The organism is Pseudomonas fluorescens, assembly GCF_005938625.1.
GTDB classification, from domain to species: Bacteria; Pseudomonadota; Gammaproteobacteria; order Pseudomonadales; family Pseudomonadaceae; genus Aquipseudomonas; species Aquipseudomonas fluorescens_BD.
Map to the genome: position 1 here is coordinate 1 of NZ_VCNJ01000043.1, position 22,363 is coordinate 22,363.

General features: G+C 58.9%; 17 protein-coding genes. 12 read left to right on the plus strand and 5 right to left on the minus strand.

Features of this window, described 5'->3' with window-relative positions; all coding sequences use genetic code 11:
• Window positions 1–290 precede the first annotated feature (290 nt).
• Entirely contained in the window at window positions 291–4,232 is a 3,942-nt protein-coding gene (locus FGA82_RS24105; RefSeq protein WP_249384283.1) for an Ig-like domain-containing protein, read from the minus strand.
• Window positions 4,233–4,414: 182 nt separating this feature from the next.
• Window positions 4,415–5,362, minus strand: a complete 948-nt coding sequence (locus tag FGA82_RS24110; RefSeq protein WP_141129011.1) for a SphA family protein — start codon at window positions 5,360–5,362, stop codon at window positions 4,415–4,417.
• A gap of 211 nt (window positions 5,363–5,573) precedes the next feature.
• Between FGA82_RS24110 and FGA82_RS24115 the strand changes: the two genes are divergently transcribed.
• From FGA82_RS24115 to FGA82_RS24165, 11 genes are all read left to right on the plus strand, one after another.
• Entirely contained in the window at window positions 5,574–6,671 is a 1,098-nt protein-coding gene (locus FGA82_RS24115; protein WP_141129012.1) for an AraC family transcriptional regulator, read from the plus strand.
• A gap of 312 nt (window positions 6,672–6,983) precedes the next feature.
• Window positions 6,984–7,871 (plus strand): Dyp-type peroxidase, encoded by an 888-nt coding sequence (locus tag FGA82_RS24120; RefSeq protein ID WP_141129013.1) that lies wholly within the window; start codon window positions 6,984–6,986, stop codon window positions 7,869–7,871.
• Window positions 7,872–7,881: 10 nt separating this feature from the next.
• Window positions 7,882–8,850 carry a Gfo/Idh/MocA family protein gene (locus tag FGA82_RS24125; RefSeq protein WP_141129014.1) on the plus strand — a complete coding sequence of 323 codons (969 nt, stop codon included), beginning with the start codon at window positions 7,882–7,884 and terminating at the stop codon, window positions 8,848–8,850.
• Between the two features lie 221 nt (window positions 8,851–9,071).
• Window positions 9,072–9,824, plus strand: a complete 753-nt coding sequence (locus FGA82_RS24130) for a GntR family transcriptional regulator (RefSeq protein ID WP_141129015.1) — start codon at window positions 9,072–9,074, stop codon at window positions 9,822–9,824.
• On the plus strand, window positions 9,821–11,551 hold the full coding sequence (locus tag FGA82_RS24135; RefSeq protein WP_034155657.1) for a fumarate reductase/succinate dehydrogenase flavoprotein subunit: 1,731 nt from the start codon (window positions 9,821–9,823) through the stop codon (window positions 11,549–11,551). Before FGA82_RS24130 ends, FGA82_RS24135 begins: the two co-directional genes overlap by 4 nt.
• Before the next feature lie 28 nt (window positions 11,552–11,579).
• A complete protein-coding gene (locus FGA82_RS24140) occupies window positions 11,580–11,825 on the plus strand; it encodes a 4Fe-4S dicluster domain-containing protein (RefSeq protein WP_003225615.1) in 246 nt (81 codons plus the stop codon).
• A gap of 148 nt (window positions 11,826–11,973) precedes the next feature.
• Window positions 11,974–13,398 (plus strand): ABC transporter substrate-binding protein, encoded by a 1,425-nt coding sequence (locus tag FGA82_RS24145; RefSeq protein ID WP_171057353.1) that lies wholly within the window; start codon window positions 11,974–11,976, stop codon window positions 13,396–13,398.
• Window positions 13,399–13,741: 343 nt separating this feature from the next.
• The gene (locus FGA82_RS24150) at window positions 13,742–14,521 is read left to right on the plus strand and encodes an ABC transporter permease (protein WP_141129017.1); all 780 of its coding nucleotides are present in this window, start codon (window positions 13,742–13,744) and stop codon (window positions 14,519–14,521) included.
• Window positions 14,521–15,369, plus strand: coding sequence for an ABC transporter ATP-binding protein (locus tag FGA82_RS24155; protein ID WP_141129018.1), 849 nt, complete (start codon window positions 14,521–14,523; stop codon window positions 15,367–15,369). The genes FGA82_RS24150 and FGA82_RS24155 overlap by 1 nt, the downstream gene beginning before the upstream one ends.
• Window positions 15,366–16,328: a HEAT repeat domain-containing protein gene (locus FGA82_RS24160; RefSeq protein ID WP_141129019.1), complete on the plus strand. Its 963-nt coding sequence runs from the start codon at window positions 15,366–15,368 to the stop codon at window positions 16,326–16,328. The genes FGA82_RS24155 and FGA82_RS24160 overlap by 4 nt, the downstream gene beginning before the upstream one ends.
• Window positions 16,325–16,597: a DUF971 domain-containing protein gene (locus tag FGA82_RS24165; RefSeq protein WP_141129020.1), complete on the plus strand. Its 273-nt coding sequence runs from the start codon at window positions 16,325–16,327 to the stop codon at window positions 16,595–16,597. Before FGA82_RS24160 ends, FGA82_RS24165 begins: the two co-directional genes overlap by 4 nt.
• Window positions 16,598–16,716: 119 nt before the next feature.
• Here the strand turns inward: FGA82_RS24165 and FGA82_RS24175 are convergent, their stop codons facing one another.
• The 3 genes from FGA82_RS24175 to FGA82_RS24190 all read right to left on the minus strand — a co-directional run bounded on the left by FGA82_RS24175 (window position 16,717) and on the right by FGA82_RS24190 (window position 21,224).
• Window positions 16,717–18,375, minus strand: coding sequence for a phosphoethanolamine transferase (locus FGA82_RS24175; protein ID WP_141129021.1), 1,659 nt, complete (start codon window positions 18,373–18,375; stop codon window positions 16,717–16,719).
• A gap of 210 nt (window positions 18,376–18,585) precedes the next feature.
• A complete protein-coding gene (locus FGA82_RS24185) occupies window positions 18,586–19,323 on the minus strand; it encodes a TorF family putative porin (protein WP_141129022.1) in 738 nt (245 codons plus the stop codon).
• Between the two features lie 158 nt (window positions 19,324–19,481).
• Window positions 19,482–21,224, minus strand: coding sequence for an amidohydrolase (locus tag FGA82_RS24190; protein ID WP_141129023.1), 1,743 nt, complete (start codon window positions 21,222–21,224; stop codon window positions 19,482–19,484).
• Between the two features lie 103 nt (window positions 21,225–21,327).
• On the opposite strand from FGA82_RS24190, the gene FGA82_RS24195 reads away from it, so the two are divergent.
• Window positions 21,328–22,245 carry a LysR family transcriptional regulator gene (locus tag FGA82_RS24195; RefSeq protein WP_141129024.1) on the plus strand — a complete coding sequence of 306 codons (918 nt, stop codon included), beginning with the start codon at window positions 21,328–21,330 and terminating at the stop codon, window positions 22,243–22,245.
• Window positions 22,246–22,363 lie beyond the last annotated feature (118 nt).

Consider the following 22,363-nt stretch of genomic DNA (forward strand, 5'->3'; position numbering starts at 1 on the left):
GCCGCCGGGGATTTCCGGGTCAAGCAGGGACAGGACAGCGATTTGTTTGCGCGGTTGGATGAGCATGTCGGGCACTCCTGCCGAGGATGGGGGGCGATGGAGTGATTAGGGGATAAAACCGGGGAAAGCACACCTGTCAGATCTGACAGGTGCACGTTGAATTCAGACGAGCGGTAACGCTGCGTTCCAGCCTGCGACCGGAAACCCATTCTCTGGCGTAGAGAACGGATTTCCCGGTTTGGCATCAAGCAGGGCAATCGCGATTCAAATAGCGTACTTCACACCGCAAGTCAGCGAATCCCGACAATATTCGAGGCGTGCCCGTTTTCTCTCGCGTCGCCATCACCGCCCCAAACCAGATATTTGGTTCTTCTACTTCTGAATGGCCACCAATAGCTGCCCGTATCGGTAGACCAATAATGGTGATTACCCATCGGCCAGTTAGCCCCATAAGCACCATGAATTTCGTTTAATTCCCCCATGCTGGGAATACGCGCCCCGACCGCGCCGACGTTCGCATTGGCCATCGCCCAGCCACCATTCCCACCGCCATAACAGAGAATGACGTTCGTCACTGATACGCTGAAGCTTTTGGATTGCTGGGCAGTGTCTCTGGCCGTGATAGTCGCTGTGCCTCTCCCCCTGGCGGTGACAAATCCTCTGGAATCAACTGCTGCCACCGCAGAGTTGCTGGAGCTGTAAGTGATGACTCCTGTTCCCCCGTTGGCTGATCGCAGTATCGAGTTACCGGAATTCGGAGTGGGGAACACGTTAGGGTAGCCCGCACAAATATAAGTCTTGCCACCCAATGTGACCGGACTTGTGTCGAAGCTCATTGGATGGATTCTGCGAAATGTTCGCGTTGTGGAGATCTGCTCGGTACTCAATGCCTTGGCGTACACCGAATGTTCGCCAATGCCGATCGCCTGGGGGGTCGTCCAGGTTCCGTTGGCATCGGCGGTCACGATGATATTCGTGGCTGCACCTAAATCATAAATCTGCACTTGATACAAAGGCGTGACCTTGCCCGTCAGAACAACCGACGTATCGACAGTAGGCCCCCCATTACTCAACTCGCCTCCCGAGTGCCTTACCGATGTCAGCGTCACGGCTGCGTGAGGTTTGACCGTAAATTTGTGGTCGGGGGATTCCAGTTGTTCACCATAAAGGGCTCGGACTTTGATAGCGTAGGATTTCAGGGCCAGCGTCGATAGTTTTGTCGAGCCAATGCCCTTGCCATCTAGAGTGATAGGAGAGCCGATGGGAGCGGCTTCGTCATAAAGCTGTACACGCTGGTCGGGATCTGCCAATACCGCAACGGTGATTTCTCTGTCGTAAGTTATGCCGTTGTGCGCGACCGATCCTTTGGAGTCATTGACTGCCGTGATACTGGGTTTCGTGGCAATACCGATGGTAAATGTGCGTGGATTGCCGTCCGGTACATCGGCGTCGTACAAGGCTTTAACCGTAACGGTTTGCAGGCCTTCTACGAGGCCGTCTGCAGGAGATTCCCACACCCACAGATCCGTGGCTTGCGGTGTGCCTTTGGGAACACCATTGACCCTGATCTCGACCTTTTCACCGCGCGTCGCCGTGCCATGGATCGTCACGCGCTTGTCGTAGGTCAACCCTGCTTCGGGAATTTCCTGTTCTTGTGCGTTGAGGATTTTGGTGATGACCGGCGTCACATAGTCATAGCGTGTGCGGATCGTCAGTGGCAGGGCGGGGAACTCGATTGCAGCGGTCTCTTCCGTGCTGTTGTCGAAAATCACTTTGCATTTCACCACGGCGGGGGAGCTGTGCCGCAATTTCAAAAGTTCACTTCTGAGCAAGGACTCGTCGAGTCCTCCAGCCACTTGCTGGTCACTGATTTGATGATCTTTCAGTACATCGATCCGGTAGCTGCCGGTGCTGGTTTCGCCCTCTACATAGACCCACGCGCGCTGGCCCTTGGCAATAAATGGCCATATGTTCACCAACACCCTCGCGTCGCCGGCAAACTCCATCAAGTCCAGAACCGCCTTGTCTGCCTGAGGCACTCGCGGAGTGGGCAGATCGTTTTCCGGATCCTGGAAATCGAGGATATTCAGTGGCAGCGTTTCGGAAGGTGTCCACAAGCCATAGCGCTGTACGTCATAGCTGACTTCAACCGAGCGCCGAATGTTGGCACCCACAAACGAGGCGGGCAGGTGAAAGGTGACGATGCCGGAAGGTGCAGCGGGTTGTTCCAGATCCTCTGATGTACCGGCCCCGGGCGTCCCTCGCCATTTCAGCGCGAGGGTGTCGAGTGCTTGGTCCATGCTGAGATAACTGCACTCGATATCGACACCGTTGAGCGCATCCATCGGATTCAGCAAACCGTTGGGTGCTTGTAAAACGGTAGGCGCAGGCAAAAGTCCCACGGGGATGCCAACCATCACCTCGAAGGGCGCCGAATAGCTGTACTTTCCCGTCGCGACATGCAGCAGGGTGTAACGGACAGTGACCGTATAGCCGATATTGGCCGAGACGTATTTGACATCCACCCGAAAGCGCGCGGTCTTGTCGATCGACAAAAAAGTGATGGGGATACTGCCTTTGGTTGAGCTGAAAGCGGAGATACCAGTCCAGTGATACGTCAGGATATCGTCCTTCATCCAATTGACCGGTTTGACCAGCACATGCGCCTGGGTATAAACCAGTGTCGGGTCGATCACGCCATCTTTGGCTTCCTCTACATCGGGGGCCGGCAGAGTGGCCGGCACTGCGCGTACCTCGACTCGCAGAAAGTCAGACTCACTGAGTCCATAGTCGGCAGGATCATCGTTGTACACCCGGTAATAGAGTTTGAGGCTGCCGTTGTTCAACGGGAGAATGTGCTCGTTCATCACATAGATGTACGTAAAGCCTGCCTGCTCATCGTTACTGCTGACGTCGTAAGGTTCCTCATGCAAATAGGCATTGCCGTCTGATTTCGTGCCTTCCCAGATCAGGTTGATCGTGTCACCGGTCTTAAGGCTCGGGTAGGCAATTTTCACGGTCGCTGTTTTGCTTTCCCCAGGCAAAATGGCACCGATAACCTCCTCAATAATTGGCGCCGGCAACAGCGCCGGGTTGCCGATTACTTTGACGAAGGTGCGCTTGGAATAGAGCTTGGAGTTATCGCTTTTTTTGTGCAGTACATAGGAGCCATCGAGCGTCCCGGTGGCGAAGAGACTGACGAATGCAAAAGGGATCGGGAACTCGAGAATGTAGGGCAGAGTGCCGACAGTGACTTCCTCGGTCAGTGTGCGAGGCGCTGTGCCGGTGCCCCCGACACCGGCGACATTGATCACGATCGTGTCGCCCGTGGTGAATTCTTTATTGATTTCGAGCCGGATCAGCAGATTGGTCGCCTGATGGTCGAGTTGATCGAGATGGAGTTCGCCATCATCGGCATCTTCGAAAATGGCCGGGTCCAGGCGAGCGGCACCGGCATCCACCTGAACCGTGGTCTCCTTCGACCATTTCTCGCACCAGTTCCAGACCTCATCATGGATTTCGTACCTGATCGGCAACGCATTGCTATCGCCGGCGGTCAGGATGTCACCGGGCAACGCAGTGATGACAATTTCTTGCGTGCCGTCGGCCTCGGCTTCTGTAACTACGTGCGGGGTCAGAAGAACACTGCCCCAGCGCACCCAGATGACATCGCGCACCGTAATTTCCCGATAGTGCTTGATGGTTATGGGCACGCCCTTGCTCGACCACTCTTTGCTGACACCATTGTCGATGACATCCTGTGGCAACCCGACCAGGTCGAGGTGTGAGTGCCAGGGAAGATGCTGCTCCTCATCCTCGCCGGCGGGCAAATTCAATTTGACCAACAGCGTCAATACGGCGGAGGGATTGTCAGGGAGTGGTTCGCCTGAACGGGTCACCTGGCAATAACACTCGGAGTAACCGGGGGCGATTTCAGTGGTCGGGAGAAAGAAGAACAATCTTTCATCGACATCTTCGAGCTTGATTTTCAGTTCGTGGATGACGTTGTTGTTCCAGAAAATCTTGATTTCATCGCCAGCCCCCATCCCGGGGTAAGGGTCGATAATACTGAAGATGCCAGCCTCGAAATTTTCGAACGTTGCCAGGTTGATACCGCCGTCGCCATTCTCAACCGGCTGCGTCATGTCAGCGATGTACAGCGGATAGATTTGCAACGGTGTGACGGATAAATCTCTGCGTGGGGGAAGCCGAAAAAGTCTGAAAGAAGTCATGAGCAACACCACCTTAAAGGAAAAAAACGGATGATTCCCTTTTAGTCCCATTGATTGCTCATTGACTACTGTCAGATCTGACAGGGGTAAGCGGTTTTCAGACGGACGGTCAGGCGCGGGGTGAGTCTGTTTGTGGGGCGCCCGTCTGAGCACTGTTCGCTTCTGAGCGCAATCTGGCAGGGTCAAAAGGCGTACGGAATACTCACCTTCGCCCACAACATTTCCCCCTCCGGCCGGTTCTCCACATCAAATTCCTTGGCCCAGCGAATCTCCGCGCTGGCGTACTTGAGAAAGGTGAAGTGCAGCGCCGGGCCAATCGCAAACACCTTGCCACGCACACCATCATCGACGTCCTGCCCGGCGAACTGCACGGTGTGGCCGAACTGTTTGTCGTCGGTGGTCTGCTTGAGGAAGTAGCCGTTGACGCCGAGCATCAAGTCGTCGGTGATCTTGTAGCTGGCCGAATAATCGAAGTGGAAGATCTGCCCCGACTTGTAGTCGGTGTCCTTGTTCTTCTCGTTGAAGCTGTAGGTGGTCTTCATCGAGACTTCGGTGTTGTCAGTCGGCAACCAAGTGAACGAGAACAACGGCTTGTAGGTATAGAAATTGTTGCTGGTATTGGCCAGCCGATCGACGCTGTACTCACCGGTGGGCACGGTAACCTCCACGGCGGCGCCGAGGGTCAGGTTTTTGCCCATGTCCCACAGAATGATCGGTGCGAATGTCGTATCGCCCATGCCTTCGCGGGTGTCGCTCAAGCCGAACACCGAGACTTCCTGCTTCAACCACGGCTGGGCGATGTAACCGGCCAGGCGTCCTCCGAAAATGCGTACCGGGCTTAAGTAATCGAGACGCGGAATCACGGCGGTGGATTCGATCTCGACATTCGGCACCTTGCCGCCCAGTGAGCTGATGTTGAGCTTGGTCGATTTGTAATGGTTGTAGTAGAGGTTGAACGCGACCATGTTCTCCGGAAGGCTGTCGACTTCCAGCGGCAGCATGAAGAAACCGTCGGTGCCGGTGCCGATGTTGTCGACGCCGGCTTCGGTGGCCAACGCCGGTACGGTCACGGTGCAGCCCAGCAAGGAAAGGGTCAGGCGCAGGGGCAATGTCGCGCGGTTCGGTTGCATATCCGTCCTCATTATTATTGTGTTTGGGGCGCAACGCCGGCACGCAGTACGCCCGGCACTATAGAAATAAGCGCTTGGCGCCCGGCGGGGCAGGGTATTGGCGGACAGTAAGGGGGACTTCTGCGGACAGTCGGCCAACCCTGTGCTAACTTCCTTCGACATAACCGGTTACAAAAATAACAATCAAGCGTGATCCGGAAAGTCAGCCCCCATGAACGTAAAAGTCCAAGACCCGACCTTTGAATTGGCGCTGGTCTCGCCATTTCTTTTGCAAACCCTCGCTGAAGTCGCGCAGAACAAGGGCATCGATCCTCAGAGCCTGTGCCGTGGGCTGGGTTTTACTCTTGAGGATCTGCAGGATCCGGCGCAGCGGATTTCCTATCGTCAGGCGGTGGCGATGATTCAGCGCGCACTCAAAGTGCTGCCCAATCAGGGTTTGGGATTGTGGGTCGGCGCGCAGAATGTACTCGGCACCCTGGGTCTGCTCGGGCATGTGCTGTCGTTGTGCAAGACCTTGCGCGATGCCTTCGCGCTCGGGATTCGTCATCAACACACTTCGGGCGGCATCGTGGTGTCCAGCGTCGATGTGGTCGGCGCTCAGGTGCATCTCGATGCTGAATGTCGTCTGCCGTTCGCTGATGTGCAGGTGTTTGCGGTCGAGGAGTTTTTCGCCAGTCTGCTGGTGTATGGCCGTGCACTGGTCGGGACTGAGTTCAAAGCGATTGCCGTGGAGTTCGTGCATGCCGCGCCGGATTACCTCAGCGAATACCACCGCCTGCTCGGGCCGGAGGTGCGCTTCGGTTGCCTGCACAATCGCATGCTGATCGATGCGCAATGGCTGGATGTGAACCTGCCCAATCATCATTCACTGGCGTTGCGTCAGGCCGTTGCGTTGCTGGAGCTGGAAGCGGCGCAGGTGCATCAGAAACTTGATTTGATTCAGGCTGTGGAGCGGGCGATTGCGCGGGATCTGAGGAGTGGCAGTCACATTGAAAAGATTGCGGGCGATTTGAACATGAGCAGCCGCACCTTGCGCCGGCGCTTGACTGAGCATGCGCTGACGTTCGAGGCGCTGTTGGAGCAGGTGCGGCAGGCGCGGACCCTGAGTTTGCTGGCCAATCCGGATATGCCGATCGAGCGGATTACCGAAGAGGTGGGCTACAGCGATGTGCGCAGTTTTCGCCGGGCGTTCAAGCGCTGGACGGGGCTGAGCCCGAGTGCCTGGCGCAATTACGCCAACCCTCACCCCAGCCCTCTCCCAGAGGGAGAGGGGGCCGACCGAGGTGTCTTGCGGGTTACATCGACCTGAAAGATTGCGTCGATTACGGACTTGAGAGATTGAGGCCGACCGAGGTGTCTTGCGGGTTACATCGACCTGAACGAATGCGTCGATTAGGGACTTGAGAGATTGAGGCCGATCGAGGTGTCTTGAGTCATGCATCGACCTGAAATTATGGATTCACCGATGCACGTTCAAGTCGGTGTAGATTTCGAATATCCCCGAATCAGTTCCCTCTCCCCCCGGGAGAGGGCTAGGGTGAGGGGCTTTTGACTTCCATCCAAACCCCCACAAACCCTCCGGCCACAGGTAAACTCCCGCGCACTTTCCCAAGGAGTTCACATGAGTTACTACCAGCCGGGCATTCTCGCCACCCCAGTTCCTGCGCAAGCACGTCACCTGTTTTTCGCCCTTGAGTCGGTGGAAGCCCTGCCGCAGGCGATCGACAATCTGCTGAATCAGGTGGACGGCAAGTCGGCGGTGGTCGGTTTCGGCGAATCCCTGGCCAAGGCTCTCAACGTGCAGATCGACGGCCTGCGCAGCTTCCCGGCGCTGACCGGCGTTAGCGTCGAGAACCCGTCGACCCAGCACGCGCTGTGGGTCTGGCTGCACGGCGTCGACCGCGGTGAACTGCTCAACCGCTGCAACGCCCTCGAAGCCGCACTGGCCCCGGCCCTGCGTCTGATCGAGATGCAGGAAGCCTTCCGCCACAAGGACGGCCACGACCTGACCGGTTACGAAGACGGCACCGAAAACCCCCACGACGAAGCTGCCGTCGCCGCCGCTCTGCAAAGCGCCGGCACCGACGGCATGGTCGGTGGCAGCTTCGCCGCGATCCAGCAGTGGCAGCACGACCTCAAGGGTTTCCACAAGCTGTCCGCCGAGGACAAAGACAACATCATGGGCCGTCGCCTGAGCGACAACGAAGAAATCGACGACGCGCCAGTCTCCGCCCACGTCAAACGCACCGCGCAGGAAAGCTTTGCGCCGGAAGCCTTCGTCGTGCGCCGCTCGATGCCGTGGATCGAAGGTGATCGTGCCGGTTTGATGTTCCTCGCTTTCGGCTTCTCGCTGGATGCCTTCGAAGCACAACTGCGGCGCATGAGCGGCCTGGAAGACGGCATCACCGATGGCCTCTATCGCATCAGCCGCCCTATCACCGGCGGCTACTACTGGTGCCCGCCGCTGAAGGACGGTCACCTCGATCTGCGCGCCTTGCGCATCGGCTGAAGGAAGAAAAATGAACGTGGTGCGCTGGGGCATGATCGGTTGTGGCAGCGTCGCTGAACGCAAGAGCGGGCCGGCCTTCTACAAGGCGCAAGGTTCGGCGTTGGTGGCGGTGATGGGCCGACGTCTTGAGGCGGTGACCGACTACGCCGCGCGCCACGGCATTGACCGCGTCTACACCGACGTCGATGCGCTGATCAACGATCCTGAGGTGGACGCGGTGTACATCGCCACACCACCTGACAGCCATCACGTCTACAGCCTGAAAGTCGCGGCCGCCGGCAAGCATTGCTGCGTCGAAAAACCGATGGCGCTGAATGCCGGGCAGAGCCGCGACATGCAGCAGGCGTTTGCCAAGGCTGGTTTGCACTTGTTCGTTTCCTACTACCGCCGTTCGTTGCCGCGCTTTGCGCAGGTGCGGCAATGGTTGGAGCAGGGGCGCATTGGTGACGTTCGGCATCTGAGCTGGACGCTGACCAAAGCGCCGTCACCGGCGGATCTGGACGGTCTCGACAACTGGCGTACTGATCCGGCGGTGGCCGGTGGTGGCTACTTTGCCGATCTGGCCAGCCATGGTTTTGACCTGTTCCAGTACCTGCTCGGCGACATTGTCGAGGTCGCCGGTTTTACCGCGCGTCAGGCCGGGTTGTATGCGGCGGAAGACGCGGTCAGCGCCAGTTGGCGATTCGCCTCCGGGGCGCTCGGCATGGGTTGCTGGAGCTTTGTCGCGGATCGGCGTGAGGATCGGGTCGAGATCATTGGCAGTCTCGGGCGAATCAGTTTTTCGGTGTTTGATGAGCATCCCGTGCAATTGCATGCCGATGAAATCATTAGCCTGGAAATCCCCCATCATGAACATATTCAGTGGCATCACGTGCTGGGCATGAATGCGCATATTCGTGGTGGTTCACAACATCCCGCCGTCGCCGAACAAGCGCTCAAGACCGATTGGGTCATGGACCAGATCCTCAAGCGCCATTGATCCTCCATGCGTACACCGTCCCCTGTGGGAGCGAGCTTGCTCGCGAAAGCGTCCTGTCAGTCAATAATTTGGTGACTGATACACCGCCTTCGCGAGCAAGCTCGCTCCCACAGGGAATCGCGTGTGTCCTGCATCTAAGGTTATGCCCATTCGGTATTTCTCAACCTTGTCATAACAACTCTAAGATCACGTCATAACTCGTTATAACAAGTGATCCCGTGATGACCGATAACGTTCTCTCCCTTAGCAGCGTCCCGCTGCACACCCAACTGCGCGATGTCCTGCGTGCGCGCATTCTCGACGGTGAATACCCGCAAGACAGCCAGATGCCCTCCGAAAGCGAACTCGGTGCGCTGTTCAAAGTCAGCCGCATTACCGTGCGCCAAGCCTTGGGCGATCTGCAAAAAGAAGGCCTGATCTTCAAGATCCACGGCAAAGGCACCTTCGTCGCCAAGCCGAAAACCTTCCAGAACGTCAGCAGCCTGCAAGGCCTCGCCGAGTCCATGACCGGGCGTGGCTATGAGGTGATCAACCGCCTGCGCAGCTTCAAATTCATCCCCGCCGACAAGCGCGTTGCCGAGCGTTTGCAAGTCGCCGAAGGCGAGATCGTCGCGCAGATCAAACGCGTGCGTCTGATCAACCGCGAGCCGATTTCGCTGGAAATCACCTACCTGCCCAAAGCCATCGGCGAGCGCCTGGAGAAGGCCGATCTGGTCACCCGCGACATCTTCCTGATCCTCGAAAACGACTGCGGCATCGCCCTCGGCCATGCGGATTTGGCTATCGACGCGGTGCTGGCTGACAGCGACCTGACCCAGGCGCTGAACGTCGAAGCCGGCTCGCCGATCATGCGCATCGAGCGTCTGACCCACGATGCACAAGGTCAGCCGCTGGACTTCGAACACCTTTATTACCGTGGCGATGCGTTCCAGTACCGCCTGCGGATCGACCGGCAAAAAGGGGAGCAGGCATGACCCGCAACGTGCTCGAACAGGAATACGACATCGTCGTCATCGGCGGCGGCACTGCCGGGCCGATGGCCGCGATCAAGGCCAAGGAAAAGAACCGCGATCTGCGCGTGTTGCTGGTCGACAAGGCCAACGTCAAACGCAGCGGCGCGATCAGCATGGGCATGGACGGCCTGAACAACGCGATCATCCCAGGCCACTCGACGCCCGAGCAGTACACCAAGGAAATCACCATCGCCAACGACGGCATCGTCAATCAGGCAGCGGTGTACGCCTACGCGACGCACAGCTTCGAGACCATCGAACAGCTTGATCGCTGGGGCGTGAAATTCGAGAAGGACGAAACCGGCGATTACGCGGTGAAAAAAGTCCACCACATGGGCGCCTACGTGCTGCCGATGCCGGAAGGGCACGACATCAAAAAGGTCCTTTATCGCCAGTTGAAGCGTGCCCGAGTGAGCATCACCAACCGCCTCGTTTGCACGCGGTTGCTGACTGACGAGGAGGGCACTGTCAACGGGGTGATGGGCTTCGACTGCCGCACCGCCGACTTCCATGTAATCAAAGCCAAAGCGGTGATCCTCGCCTGTGGCGCTGCCGGGCGCCTCGGTCTGCCGTCGTCGGGCTACCTGATGGGCACTTACGAAAACCCGACCAACGCTGGCGACGGTTACGCGATGGCCTATCACGCCGGCGCCGAACTGGCCAACCTCGAATGCTTCCAGATCAACCCGCTGATCAAGGATTACAACGGCCCGGCCTGCGCCTACGTCACCGGCCCGTTGGGCGGCTACACCGCCAACAACAAGGGCGAACGCTTCATCGAGTGCGACTACTGGAGCGGGCAGATGATGTGGGAGTTCCACCAGGAACTGGAGAGCGGCAACGGTCCGGTGTTCCTCAAACTCGATCACCTCGCCGAGGAAACCATCCAGAACATCGAGGAAATTCTGCACAGCAACGAGCGCCCGAGTCGCGGCCAGTTCCACGCCAATCGCGGCACTGACTACCGCACGCAGATGGTCGAGATGCACATTTCCGAAATCGGTTTTTGCAGCGGCCACTCGGCGTCCGGCGTGTGGGTCAATGAGCGTGCCGAGACCTCGGTGAAGGGTTTGTATTCGGCGGGTGACATGGCTGCGGTGCCGCACAACTACATGCTTGGTGCATTCACCTACGGCTGGTTTGCCGGACACAACGCCGCCGATTTCGTCGCCGGTCGCGAGTTTTCCGCGTTGGATGCCGCGCAGATCGAGAAGGAAAAAGCCCGGGTCTACGCACCGCTGGATCGCGAACACGGTCTGCCGCCGGCGCAGGTCGAGTACAAGTTGCGGCGCTTCGTTAACGACTATCTGCAACCGCCAAAAGTGACCAAGAAGATGCAGATCGGCCTGCAACGCTTCAGCGACATCGAACGCGATCTCGAGCAGATGAAGGCCAACAACGCCCACGAACTGATGCGCGCGATGGAAACCAGCGTGATTCGCGACTGCGCCGAAATGGCCGCCCGCGCCTCGTTGTTCCGCGCCGAAAGCCGCTGGGGTCTGTACCACTATCGCGTCGACCATCCGCAGCGCAATGACAGCGAGTGGTTCTGCCATTGCCATCTGAAGAAGGGCGATGACGGGCAGATGACCAGTTTCAAGAAAGCCGTCGAGCCTTACATCATCCCGCTCGATGCCGAAGAAATGCAGGCTTATGACCGTTTGCGGGTCGGCGCTTTTGCCGCTTGATGCATCAATAAATCAAAGAGTCCGAACCATGGCCTATCAAGCTCAGGAAATCTTCTTCCGCTCCAACGCCCCCGTCACCGTGGACGAGGACAAATGCATTGCTGAAAAGGGCTGCACCGTGTGTGTCGACGTTTGCCCGATGGACTTGCTGGCGATCAATCCGGCGACGCAGAAGGCCTACATGGCGTTCGATGAATGTTGGTACTGCATGCCGTGCGAGAAGGATTGCCCGACGGGAGCCGTCAAAGTCGACATCCCCTATCTCCTACGTTGAGACCCGATCGAAATGTGGGAGCGAGCCTGCTCGCGAAGAGGCCACCCCAGACAACCCAAAGCCATCCGACAACCCCGGACGCTGGATTCACCGATAACCCCTCGTTTCCCACCGCGCCCTGATCGCGGCGGAGACGAACATCCAATAAATGATTCGAGGGGAAACACTCATGTTGCGTGCAGCAATCGCCGGTCTGGTACTGGCTTCGTTTACCTTGTCGGCCTCCGCCGAAACCATCCGTATCGCCATCGGCACCCAGGACACCACTATCAACTGCGCCGCTGGCGGACTGTTGATTCGTGAACTCGGCCTGCTCGACAAATACCTGCCCCACGACGGCGCCTACAAAGACGCCAAGTACGACGTGCAGTGGAAGAACTTCACCAGCGGCGCACCGCTGACCAACGAGATGGTCGCCGGCAAACTCGACTTTGGCGCCATGGCCGATTTCCCAGGTGCGTTCAACGGTGTTGCGTTCGAAACCGCCGGCAAGCACAGCCTGTTCATCAGCGTGTTGTCGGGGAGTATCAAGGGCAGCGGCAACGGCATCGTCGTGCCGAGCGCGTCCGGCGTGCAGGCGCTGAGCGAGCTCAAGGGCAAGACCATTTCCGTGCCATTCGCTTCCACGGCCCACGGCATGTTGCTGCGTGCCGTGGCGGCGCAGGGCTGGGATCCGCTCAAGGATGTCAACATCATCGCCCAGCCGCCAGAAGTTGCCGGCTCCGCGTTGCAGGCCGGCAAGATCGACGCCCACGCCGATTTCGTGCCGTTCGCCGAACTGTTCCCGAGCCGAGGCTTCGCACGCAAGATCTACGACGGTGCCCAGGCCAATGCGCCGACGTTCCATGGTGCACTGGTGGATCAGGCCTATGCGAAGAAGTACCCGGAGATTGTTGTCGCTTATCTGCGAGCGAGTATCGAGGCCAATCAACTGCTCGCTGCCGAGCCTGAGAAGTACAGCGAGCTGATCGCCAAAGTCACCGGTGTCGATGCTGAGGTGAATTACCTGTTCCACGGCCCGCTTGGCGTGCAGACCCGCGACCTGAGCTGGAAGCCTGAATATCGTCAGGCAGTAGGCACGGCAATCGATACGTTGAAGTTGCTGAAGAAGGCTGATCGCGGGCTCGATCTGAATACGTTTATTGACGATCAATACATTCGTGCGGCGTTCAAGGCGTCGGGTCTGGATTACACCGCTCAACTGGCCAACTACGCGCAGACGCCGCTAAAAGCCACGAATGCCGCAACCGGTAAAGCAATCACCGACTTCAGCCATGTCGCCGAAATCTGGGTACGCGGTGAGGACAAGGTGCGCCAGTACGCCTCGGCGGAAGAGGCCTTCACCGCGCTCGCCGCGTTGAAGCAGGAAGGCAAAAACGTCCGTGCGGTGTATGCGCAGGCCAATGACAGCGGGATCAAGTTGCTCGCCGAACAGGCGTGGTTTGCCAGTGATGCGAAAGGGCGTCTGAGCGCGTTTTTGCTCAAGGGTCAGGCCCAGCAATTTGCCTCGACGCAGGGTGGCAAAGTCTTCGATTTCACCGATGCCACTACCCAAGCCGTCGCTGCCCGTTGATGAAGATCAAAAGCCCCTCACCCTAGCCCTCTCCCGGAGGGAGAGGGGACTGACCGAGGTGTTTGGGCGAGGTACGCCGACCTGAAATACCGAGTTGAGCTCAGGTTTTGAAAAGAATCTATCGAGCCGAACTCAGGTTTTGAAAAGCATGAAGATCGGTTCTATATCGAGCCGAACCCAGGTTTGAAAACCATGAAAATCGGCTCCCTTTCGGGCCGAACTCAGGTTTGCAAGCAACGAAGATCGGCTCCCTTTCCCCCTCGCCCCCCTTGGGGGGAGAGGGCTGGGGTGAGGGGGGGTAAATATCAGCCACACCACAGCTCCACAACTGGAAACCCGCTCCATGAAAACACCCATCCGCTGGACATCAAGAGCCGCATCCTTGCTGCTCTGCCTGCTGTTCTGGCAACTCGCCGCCAGCCACCACTGGAACCTCGGCCTGGTCACCTTCGCTAACGTGCCAACACCCATCGCGGTGATCGAAGCGGCGCTGGGCCTGGGCGATTCCGGCAAGCTCCTGCAACACCTGACCGCCAGCCTCAGCCGCGTCTTCGCCGGCTATATTGCGGCGCTAATCATCGGCATCGCCCTCGGTCTAGCCATCGGCCGCTCGAAATGGGCCGAAGACCTGCTGCTGCCACCGCTCGAAGTCCTGCGCCCGATCCCCGCCGTCGCCTGGATTCCACTGGCGATCCTGATGTTCCCGTCCTCTGAATTGTCGATGGTCTTCATTACCTTCACCGGTGCATTGTTCCCGATCCTGCTCAACACCGTGCACGGCGTCGAAGGCGTCGACCCGCGTCTGATCGCCTCGGCGAAAAGCCTCGGGGCAGGGCGCCGCGCGATTCTGCTGGAGGTGATCCTGCCCGGCGCCGCGCCAAGCATCATCACGGGGCTGGCGATCGGCATGGGCACTTCGTGGTTCTGTCTGATCACGGCGGAAATGATCTCCGGTCAGTTCGGCATCGGTTACTACACCTGGGAGTCCTACACGATTCAGAACTACGCCGACATCGTCGTCGGCATGCTGCTGATCGGCGTGTTGGGCATGGGCAGCAGTCTGCTGATCAAACGTCTGGGCGGGTTGTTCACGCCCTGGCATCGACCGCGAGGAAAAGCCTGATGAGCGCGATGCAAACCCCGGAAGGGCGGATCGATATTCGCCAATTGTCCATCGTCCTCGGCCAAGGAAGTGAAGCGTTCGAAGCGGTACGGGAACTCGATTGCCAGATCGAACCGGGCCAGTTCGTGTGCATTCTTGGTCCGTCCGGTTGCGGCAAGTCGACCTTGCTCGGTGCCTTGGCCGGGCATCTGAACGCGCATGCCGGCAGCCTGAAAGTCGATGGCGCGGCGGTGTCCGGTCCGTCACCGCAGCGCGGCATGGTGTTCCAGCACCACACGCTGTTTCCTTGGCGCACGGTGCGTGACAACGTCGCCTTCGGCCTGAAAATGCGTGGCATCGGCAAGGCCGAACGTCATCGCGCCGCCGACGATATCCTCAAACTGGTCGGCCTCGAAGGCTTCGCCGAACGCTGGCCCGATCAACTTTCCGGCGGCATGCAGCAACGGGTGGAAATCGCCCGAGTGCTGGTCAATCGCCCGCGCCTGTTGCTGATGGATGAGCCGTTCGGCGCGCTGGATGCCTTGACCCGATTGAACATGCAGGAACTGCTGCTGGACATCTGGACGCGCATCCGCACCACCGTGGTCTTCGTTACCCATGACATCGACGAGGCGCTGTTCCTCGCCGATCGCTTGCTGGTGATGAGCGCGAGGCCGGGGCGAATCATCGAAGATTTGCGTCTGGATTTCGCCCGGCCACGCACCAGCGAGCTGGTCACCAGCCCTGAGTTCTCGCGCCTCAAGCGCCACTGCCTCGACCTGTTGCGTCACGACGATGACCGACCGCTGCCGCGCCTCAATCCGCTCGGTCTGCCTCCTGAAAACCCTTTGCCGCGATTTGCCCTATGACCTCTATTTTTGCTGTCACCGATAACGATGAAATCCTTGCCCTGCAACCTCGGCTGACTGCTGAAGATGCTGGTGTGCGGCGTATTGCGCTGATTGATCTGGCGGATCTGGAAGAGCCTGATGGCTTGCTTTGGCTGGTCGATCGCCTAGGGCAGGATCCCGCCGAAGACGTCCGCGCTGAAGCCGCGCGTTTGCTGGAGGCCTGGGAGGATGAAGACGTTGTGCAGGCCTTGTGCGAGGCGCTGACCGACTCGTCGCCCGCCGTGCAATCCGCTGCTGCGCAGAGCTTGAGTCTGCTCAAGACTGAAGCGGCGGGGCAGGTGATTTTGCCGTGGACCGATCACGCTGACGTCAGCGTGCGCATCGCCGCGTTTCGCGCCTTGCGTGAACTGCGTTTCGCCGACGCTGCACCGGCTGCCGTCGCTGCATTGAACGATGCCGACGCCAATGTCCGTCGCGAAGCCGTCGGCGTGCTCGGCTGGCTCAAGCAACTCGACGCACTGCCAGCCCTTGCGCGATTGGCCAGCGATGATCCGGACACCGAAGTGCGCCGCGCTGCCACTGGATCCCTGGGCCTGGCCTCCAGCGCTGAGGTTTTGCCGGCCCTGCGCCAGGCTTTGCAGGACAACGCCTGGCAAGTGCGCGAAGAAGCCGCGACGACGTTGGGCAAGGTCGGCCACATTGACGCGGGCCCGGCGCTGGTCGAAGCTTTGAGCGACGATTACTGGCAAGTGCGCCTGCGCGCTACTCGCAGTCTCGGCCGTTTGCGGTTCGCCGCGGCACTGGACGCCTTGATCGACACCCTCGGCCATCGCATCAGCAACCTGCGCAAGGAAGCCGCTCTGGCTTTGGGCGAGTTGAATGATCGCGGCGCTGTGGCCGCGTTGCAGGCCGCGCAGGATGACGGCGACCCGGAAGTGCGCAAAGCCGTGCGCATCGCCTTGAGTCAGCTGCAATGAACCCGCTATCGGTGGGGAATTCGCAAAGCGAGGGCACTCTGCGTTTGAGCTGGCCGAACGGCCGCGAACAACAGCTCAACCACGCCGAACTGCGCCGCCAGTGTCCATGTTCGCAATGCCGCGCGTTTCGCCTGAAAGGCCTGACTCCCCAGGTGGATGATCGCGTGCGCCTGATCGAACTCAACCCCCAGGGCTACGGCGTGCAACTGGTGTTCAGCGACGGCCACCAGCGCGGCATTTACCCGTGGGCCTATCTGGCAAACCTATGACAATCCCTGTAGGAGCTGCCGAAGGCTGCGATCTTTTGATCCTGTTTTTAACAATCAACATCAAAAGATCGCAGCCTTCGGCAGCTCCTACATTGATCATTGCCAATCAGCAAGTCGGGTTATTGCGCCGCTGTCATCGACGGTCGGCAGCCATGAAAAATATCCAGCCCCGGCTGATACACCGAGGTCTTCACCTCAAACAACCCCAGCACCGAGTGAAACAGGTTGTCGTGGCTCAAATTCGCCTGCCCGGTCTTGCCTTGCAGGCAACCGCGATCAATCCCCTCACTGGCGAGCGTGCGATTGCCGAACCACATCACCATCGGCACATGGGTCTGCGCTTCAGGTGCCAGCGCATACGGCGCTGCATGCAGATACAGGCCATTCTCGCCCAGCGATTCACCGTGATCGGAGACATACACCATCGAGGTATCCAGCGAATCCTGATTGCGTTTGAGCAATTCGATGACCTTGGCGAGGAAATGGTCGGTGTAGAGAATCGTGTTGTCGTACACGTTCACCAGTTCATCGCGGCTGCAGCTGCCCAACTGGTTGGTGTGGCAGATCGGTTTGAAGCGCTCCATGTCGTTCGGGTAGCGCTCGTAGTACTCGGGGCCGTGGCTGCCGTCGGCGTGCAGGACGATGATCGCGTGGCCCTTGAGGCTGTCGATGTAGCTTTGCAGATCGGCCAGCAGTGCTTCGTCGAGGCAGTTGTTGCCATCGCAGAACGGCCCCGGCTGATTCTTCGAAATGTCGCGATGCGGCACGCGCAGGCAGGTGCCTTTGCAGTCGCTGTTGTTGTCCAGCCACAGTACCTGCACGCCGGCGCGCTGGAGGATGTCGAGCAGGCCTTCGTAGGTTTTGCCTTTCTTGTCGCTGTAATCCTCACGCGGGAACATCGAGAACATGCACGGCACCGACACCGCCGTCGACGTGCCGCAGGAGTGCACCTGGGTGAAATTGAGGATGTCGAGTTTGCTCAGTTCGGGATTTGTCTCCCGTTCATATCCGTTCAGCGAGAAGTGATCGGCCCGCGCCGTTTCACCGACCACAAACACCATCAGTGATTTCTTCTCGCGGCTGGCGGCCTTGGCGCTCATCACCGCGTCTTCGCCGATGGCCTGCACCACAAAGTGCTTTTTGATGCCCAGGCGTTGCTTGGTGTACTTGCTGATCGCGTAGATGTAATTGGTCGGGTTGATGAAGTGGGTGAGCTTGTCTTCTTCGCGAAAGATCGGCGCGTAGGTCGAATAGAACGCGCCCACCGACGCGGCGATCACCAGCACACAGGCGATGATCACCAGCACCTTGTTGAGCAGACCGCGAAAGAACGGCCGATAACTCACCGGCCAACGCCAGATCAACGCCGCCGGCAACACACCGAGCAACAGCAGGTAAGTCAGCAGCTTGCCGTTGAACAGCGCGGTGGCTTCGGCGGGGTTGGTTTCGAAGACGTTCTGAATCATCACCGTGTCGATGGTGATGCCGTATTCGTTCATGAAGTACGCGGCGCAGGCCGAGAGCAGGGCGACCACGGTGAGCGCCGGTTTCAGTGTCCAGCGAAACGACACCAGGGTCAGCAGCAGGGTGATCGCCGCCCACAAAAACAGCCCGAACGAAGCAAAGAACGCCACTTTGTGCGCGCCTTGCAGGGTGATCAGTGTGGCCAGCGCCTTCCAGGTCGCCAGGTTGTACAACGCCACCAGCGCCAGGGAAAACAGCAGTACCAGCCGGGTAGGAGTGATGGACGGTAAACGCAGTCCGTTGCCCAAAGCCATTCGCATTTTTCCTCTACTCGAATAGAAAACACACACGGTTGCGCGTGTAACAGTAGAAGAACATTAGTAAAAATTCCGTAAACATCCTGTAACAAGTCGAACTCAAACCCTGTAGGAGCTGCCGCAGGCTGCGATCTTGTGATCTTGACCCTTAAAAACAACATCAAAAGATCGCAGCCTGCGGCAGCTCCTACAGTGGGAATGCTGGGTTCAGAAGGATTTGCTGACGCTGGCGACGACGGTCGCGGTGCAGACGTCTTTGAAGCCCCAGTTGCTCAGGCACTGGCTCTGTGAAAGATCGGTATCGATATAGCTGAGGCCCAGCACCACACCAGCGAGATTGTGGGTGAGTTTCACCTCCCATTCGCGGTACGACTCTTCGGCGCTGCCGGACGCCGAGTACAAATGCGGATCCTTGAAATCCATATTGCCGTAACGCAGCTTCAACCCCGAGTCGTACGGCAATTCAGTTTCATAACCGATGTAGCTGTACAGCGAACTCTGCTTGCTATCGATCCCCGGCGCATCGCTGGAGTAATACGCCGCCAGTTTCACCCCATAAACCCCGAGAATCCCGTAGACCTCGCTCTGGTTGAACTGGCTTTCCTTGGGGTAGGCGTACTTGATATAGCCCAGATCGAGGCTGACCTCCTCGGTCGCCTGCCACAGCCAGCCGCCGTAGTAATCGACCTCCTGGCGTGTCTTCAGCCCGTCGCCGAAATCGACGTTGGAACTCCATGCGCCAAGGTACAGACCGCTGCTGTGCGCGAGGGTCAGACCTGCCTGCACGGCAGGGTCATTCTGGGTTTGCGAGATGCCACGGGTGCGGTAATCGCTGGCCAGATTCAGGTCTACCACCAGCGCAAAGTCATCGTTCAAAGGGATCGCGAAGCTGCTCAACGGCAGCACGCTCAAGAAACTCAAGGCGAACAGGGGCAAGGCTTTCATGTGAAGTCCCGATGTTGTGATTGTTATGGGGGCAGGAGGTAAACCTGTAGGAGCTGCCGAAGGTTCGGGCCGCGATCGGACGATCTTTTGATCTTGGTTTTTAAAATCAAAGTCAAAAGATCGCAGCCTTCGGCAGCTCCTACAGGGGAAACGCGTTGTTATTGGGTGGCGGTGTAGACCTGACGGCCGCCGAACCAGGTTTGCAGGACCTGGGTGTCATGCAGGGCTTTGTTGTCGACGCTGAACACGTCGCGATCGAGCACGATAAAGTCCGCCTGCTTGCCCGGTGTCAGCGAGCCGATCTGTTTCTCCAGGCCAATCGTGCGCGCCGCGTTGACGGTGTAGGCATAGAACATCGTGTCGCGATCCAGACGCTCGTCGGCATTGAGCACGCCCAACGGTCCGACGCGCGTGATCGCCTGCGCCATGGCGTTGAACGGGTTCGGCGTCGACACCGGCCAGTCACTGGCGCCGGCAATCGTCGCGCCCTGTTTCAGCAGCGAATGCGCCGGATACTGATAGCGAAAGGCGAGGGCGCTGACGTAGGGCTTGATCATGTCGGTGGTGTAGTCGTCGGCGCTGGCCCACAGCAACTGCATCGAGGCGATCACGTTGAGCGGTTTGAAGCGGGCGAACTCTTTCGGGTTGACCATTTGCAGGTGAGTGATCGAGTGGGTCACGCCACTCTGGCGATCCTTGCGTGCCTGAGCGATGCCGTTCAGCGATTCACGCACGGCGCGGTCGCCGATGGCGTGGATGTGCACCAGCCAGCCGCGCTGGTCGATGGCGCTGACCAGTTCGCCGAAATGCTGCGGATCGATCAGCAGTTCGCCCTGTTTGTGCGAATTGCTGTACGGGTCGATCATCGCCGCGCTCTGCGCCGGGAATTCGATCACGCCGTCGGCGAAGATCTTGATCCCGGGCAATGTCAGGTTGGGGATGCCCTGAAATTGCTGGCGCACCTTGTCCAGCGTATCGAGATCGGCGGGCACGCTTTTCGGGTTGGCCACCAGCAGCGCCGCGACGTGCACGCTCATGTCGCCGCTTTGCGAGAGGGCTTTATAGGCCGGCAGCACGCCGACGGTTTTTTCGGTCGGCTTGAGCGCGAACACCGCTTCGCCCGGCGCAGCGTTGGCGGCCGGGTCCATCCACGCGGTGATGCCGAGGCTGTTGTTGTAGCGCACTGCGGATTTGGCAGCGTTCAACATGTCGGCGGGGCTTGGCACCGGCATTTTCGAGGCGACCCGGTCCCAACCGGCGTCGACGACAAAGCCGTTGGGCTCGCCGCTGGCCAGTTTGCCGATGGTGTCTTTTTCCGCATCGGGCAGGGTTTTCAGCAGGGCCGCATCAATCCCGGCGCGCTTGAGCATCACATTGTTGGCCCACGCCGTGTGGTGGTCGCTGCCGATGAACACCACCGGCACACTGGCCCATTCGCCGCTGTTGAAGGTTTTGCCCAACGCCTCGGCTTGCGCCCAATAAGCCGAACTCATCCCGGCAATGCTCAGCACGTCGCCATGCTTGGCCTTGCCGTCTGCACGCCAGTTACGCAGACGCTTTTGCAGTTCGTCGAGGTCGACGACTTCGTCCTCCATGTTCGCCGAGACCATTTCCAGACCGCCGAAAATTGCGTGGGAATGGCTGTCGATCAGGCCGGGCATCAGCGCTTTGCCCTTGAGGTCGATGACCTTTGTGCCGGGTTCGATCAAGGCTTTGATCTGTGCGTCGGTACCGACTTTCAGCACTTTGCCGTTCTCCACGGCCAGCGCTTGCACCTTCGGTTGAGTACGATCGGCGGTGAAAATCTTGCCGTTGAGCAGGATCAGATCGGCGGCGGCCATGGCTTCCATCGAGGCAAAACTTACAGCGACTACCAACAGACTCGGGATGAATCTTTTCATTGAAGATTTCCTTGTTATTGCGTCTGATGGCGAGATTAGTGGCTGACACCGGCCGACAGAACGCCTCCCTCACGAAAAACGTTTTTGCCTGAATGGAAAAAGCATGGACAAGTTGGGTGCATTGAAAATGTTCGTGGTCACCGCGCAGCTCGGCAGTTTCAGCCGCGCCGCCGAGCAATTGGGCAAGACCCCTTCGGCACTGACGAAAGCGGTCAATCACCTGGAATCCGAATTGGGGGCGCGACTGTTCGAGCGCAGTACGCGGCGGATTCTGTTGACCGAAATCGGCCGGGTGTACCTGGAAACCGCGCGGCTGGTGTTGCAGCGGCTGGACGAGGCCAGCGAGGAAATCGAGCAGTTGCAGCATGGCTTGCGCGGCAGCCTGAAAATCACTGCGCCGCTGGCGTATGGCCGGGCGTTTCTCGATGAGGTGTGTGACGGCTTTTTGCAGCAATACCCGCAGATCAGCCTGCAAGTGGACTTGTGCGATGCTTTCGTCAATCTGCTGGAAAGTGGCTACGACCTGGCGCTGCGTGAGGGCCACGATGATTTGCCGGGGCTGATTGCGCGGGTGGTTGGCAGCAATCGTCTGGCCTTATGTGGCAGCCCGGAGTACCTGGCGCGCAAGGATTTGCCGGTGAACCCGCAAACCCTTGAGCAGCATGAATGGCTGCTGTATCAACACCCGTTGCTCAGCCGCGAATTCTGGTGGGCCGAGCGTGACGGCCAGCGTTTGAGTCTGGCACAACCTACGGCGCCGTTGTTGCGCAGTGACAATTATGATTTGTTGCTGGCCAGTGCCCTGGCCGGGCGCGGTTTGCTGCACACGCCGCTGTGGAGCGCCGCGCCGTACATTGCCGACGGGCGACTGGTGCGGGTCATGGCCGATTACGAGATCGATCCGGATACCTTTGGCCCGCACATTCTCGCGGTGTACCCGAGTCATCGCCGGGCCACGGCCAAGGTTGTTGCCTTCATCGATTACATCGCCAAATTCCTCGCCGAACGCGGCCTTGGCTAACACCCCCGCACTGATCGTTCCCACGCTCCGGCGTGGGAATGCAGCCCGTGACGCTCCGCGTCACTGGACGCGGAGCGTCCCTAGAGGCATTCCCACGCAGAGCGTGGGAACGATCAAC

Bases quoted from the DNA above. Each gene is read 5' to 3' on its own strand.
- FGA82_RS24105 (WP_249384283.1), bottom strand. From the start codon at position 4,232: ATGACTTCTTTCAGACTTTTTCGGCTTCCCCCACGCAGAGATTTATCC.
- FGA82_RS24110 (WP_141129011.1), bottom strand. From the start codon at position 5,362: ATGCAACCGAACCGCGCGACATTGCCCCTGCGCCTGACCCTTTCCTTG.
- FGA82_RS24115 (WP_141129012.1), top strand. From the start codon at position 5,574: ATGAACGTAAAAGTCCAAGACCCGACCTTTGAATTGGCGCTGGTCTCG.
- FGA82_RS24120 (WP_141129013.1), top strand. From the start codon at position 6,984: ATGAGTTACTACCAGCCGGGCATTCTCGCCACCCCAGTTCCTGCGCAA.
- FGA82_RS24125 (WP_141129014.1), top strand. From the start codon at position 7,882: ATGAACGTGGTGCGCTGGGGCATGATCGGTTGTGGCAGCGTCGCTGAA.
- FGA82_RS24130 (WP_141129015.1), top strand. From the start codon at position 9,072: ATGACCGATAACGTTCTCTCCCTTAGCAGCGTCCCGCTGCACACCCAA.
- FGA82_RS24135 (WP_034155657.1), top strand. From the start codon at position 9,821: ATGACCCGCAACGTGCTCGAACAGGAATACGACATCGTCGTCATCGGC.
- FGA82_RS24140 (WP_003225615.1), top strand. From the start codon at position 11,580: ATGGCCTATCAAGCTCAGGAAATCTTCTTCCGCTCCAACGCCCCCGTC.
- FGA82_RS24145 (WP_171057353.1), top strand. From the start codon at position 11,974: ATGATTCGAGGGGAAACACTCATGTTGCGTGCAGCAATCGCCGGTCTG.
- FGA82_RS24150 (WP_141129017.1), top strand. From the start codon at position 13,742: ATGAAAACACCCATCCGCTGGACATCAAGAGCCGCATCCTTGCTGCTC.
- FGA82_RS24155 (WP_141129018.1), top strand. From the start codon at position 14,521: ATGAGCGCGATGCAAACCCCGGAAGGGCGGATCGATATTCGCCAATTG.
- FGA82_RS24160 (WP_141129019.1), top strand. From the start codon at position 15,366: ATGACCTCTATTTTTGCTGTCACCGATAACGATGAAATCCTTGCCCTG.
- FGA82_RS24165 (WP_141129020.1), top strand. From the start codon at position 16,325: ATGAACCCGCTATCGGTGGGGAATTCGCAAAGCGAGGGCACTCTGCGT.
- FGA82_RS24175 (WP_141129021.1), bottom strand. From the start codon at position 18,375: ATGGCTTTGGGCAACGGACTGCGTTTACCGTCCATCACTCCTACCCGG.
- FGA82_RS24185 (WP_141129022.1), bottom strand. From the start codon at position 19,323: ATGAAAGCCTTGCCCCTGTTCGCCTTGAGTTTCTTGAGCGTGCTGCCG.
- FGA82_RS24190 (WP_141129023.1), bottom strand. From the start codon at position 21,224: ATGAAAAGATTCATCCCGAGTCTGTTGGTAGTCGCTGTAAGTTTTGCC.
- FGA82_RS24195 (WP_141129024.1), top strand. From the start codon at position 21,328: ATGGACAAGTTGGGTGCATTGAAAATGTTCGTGGTCACCGCGCAGCTC.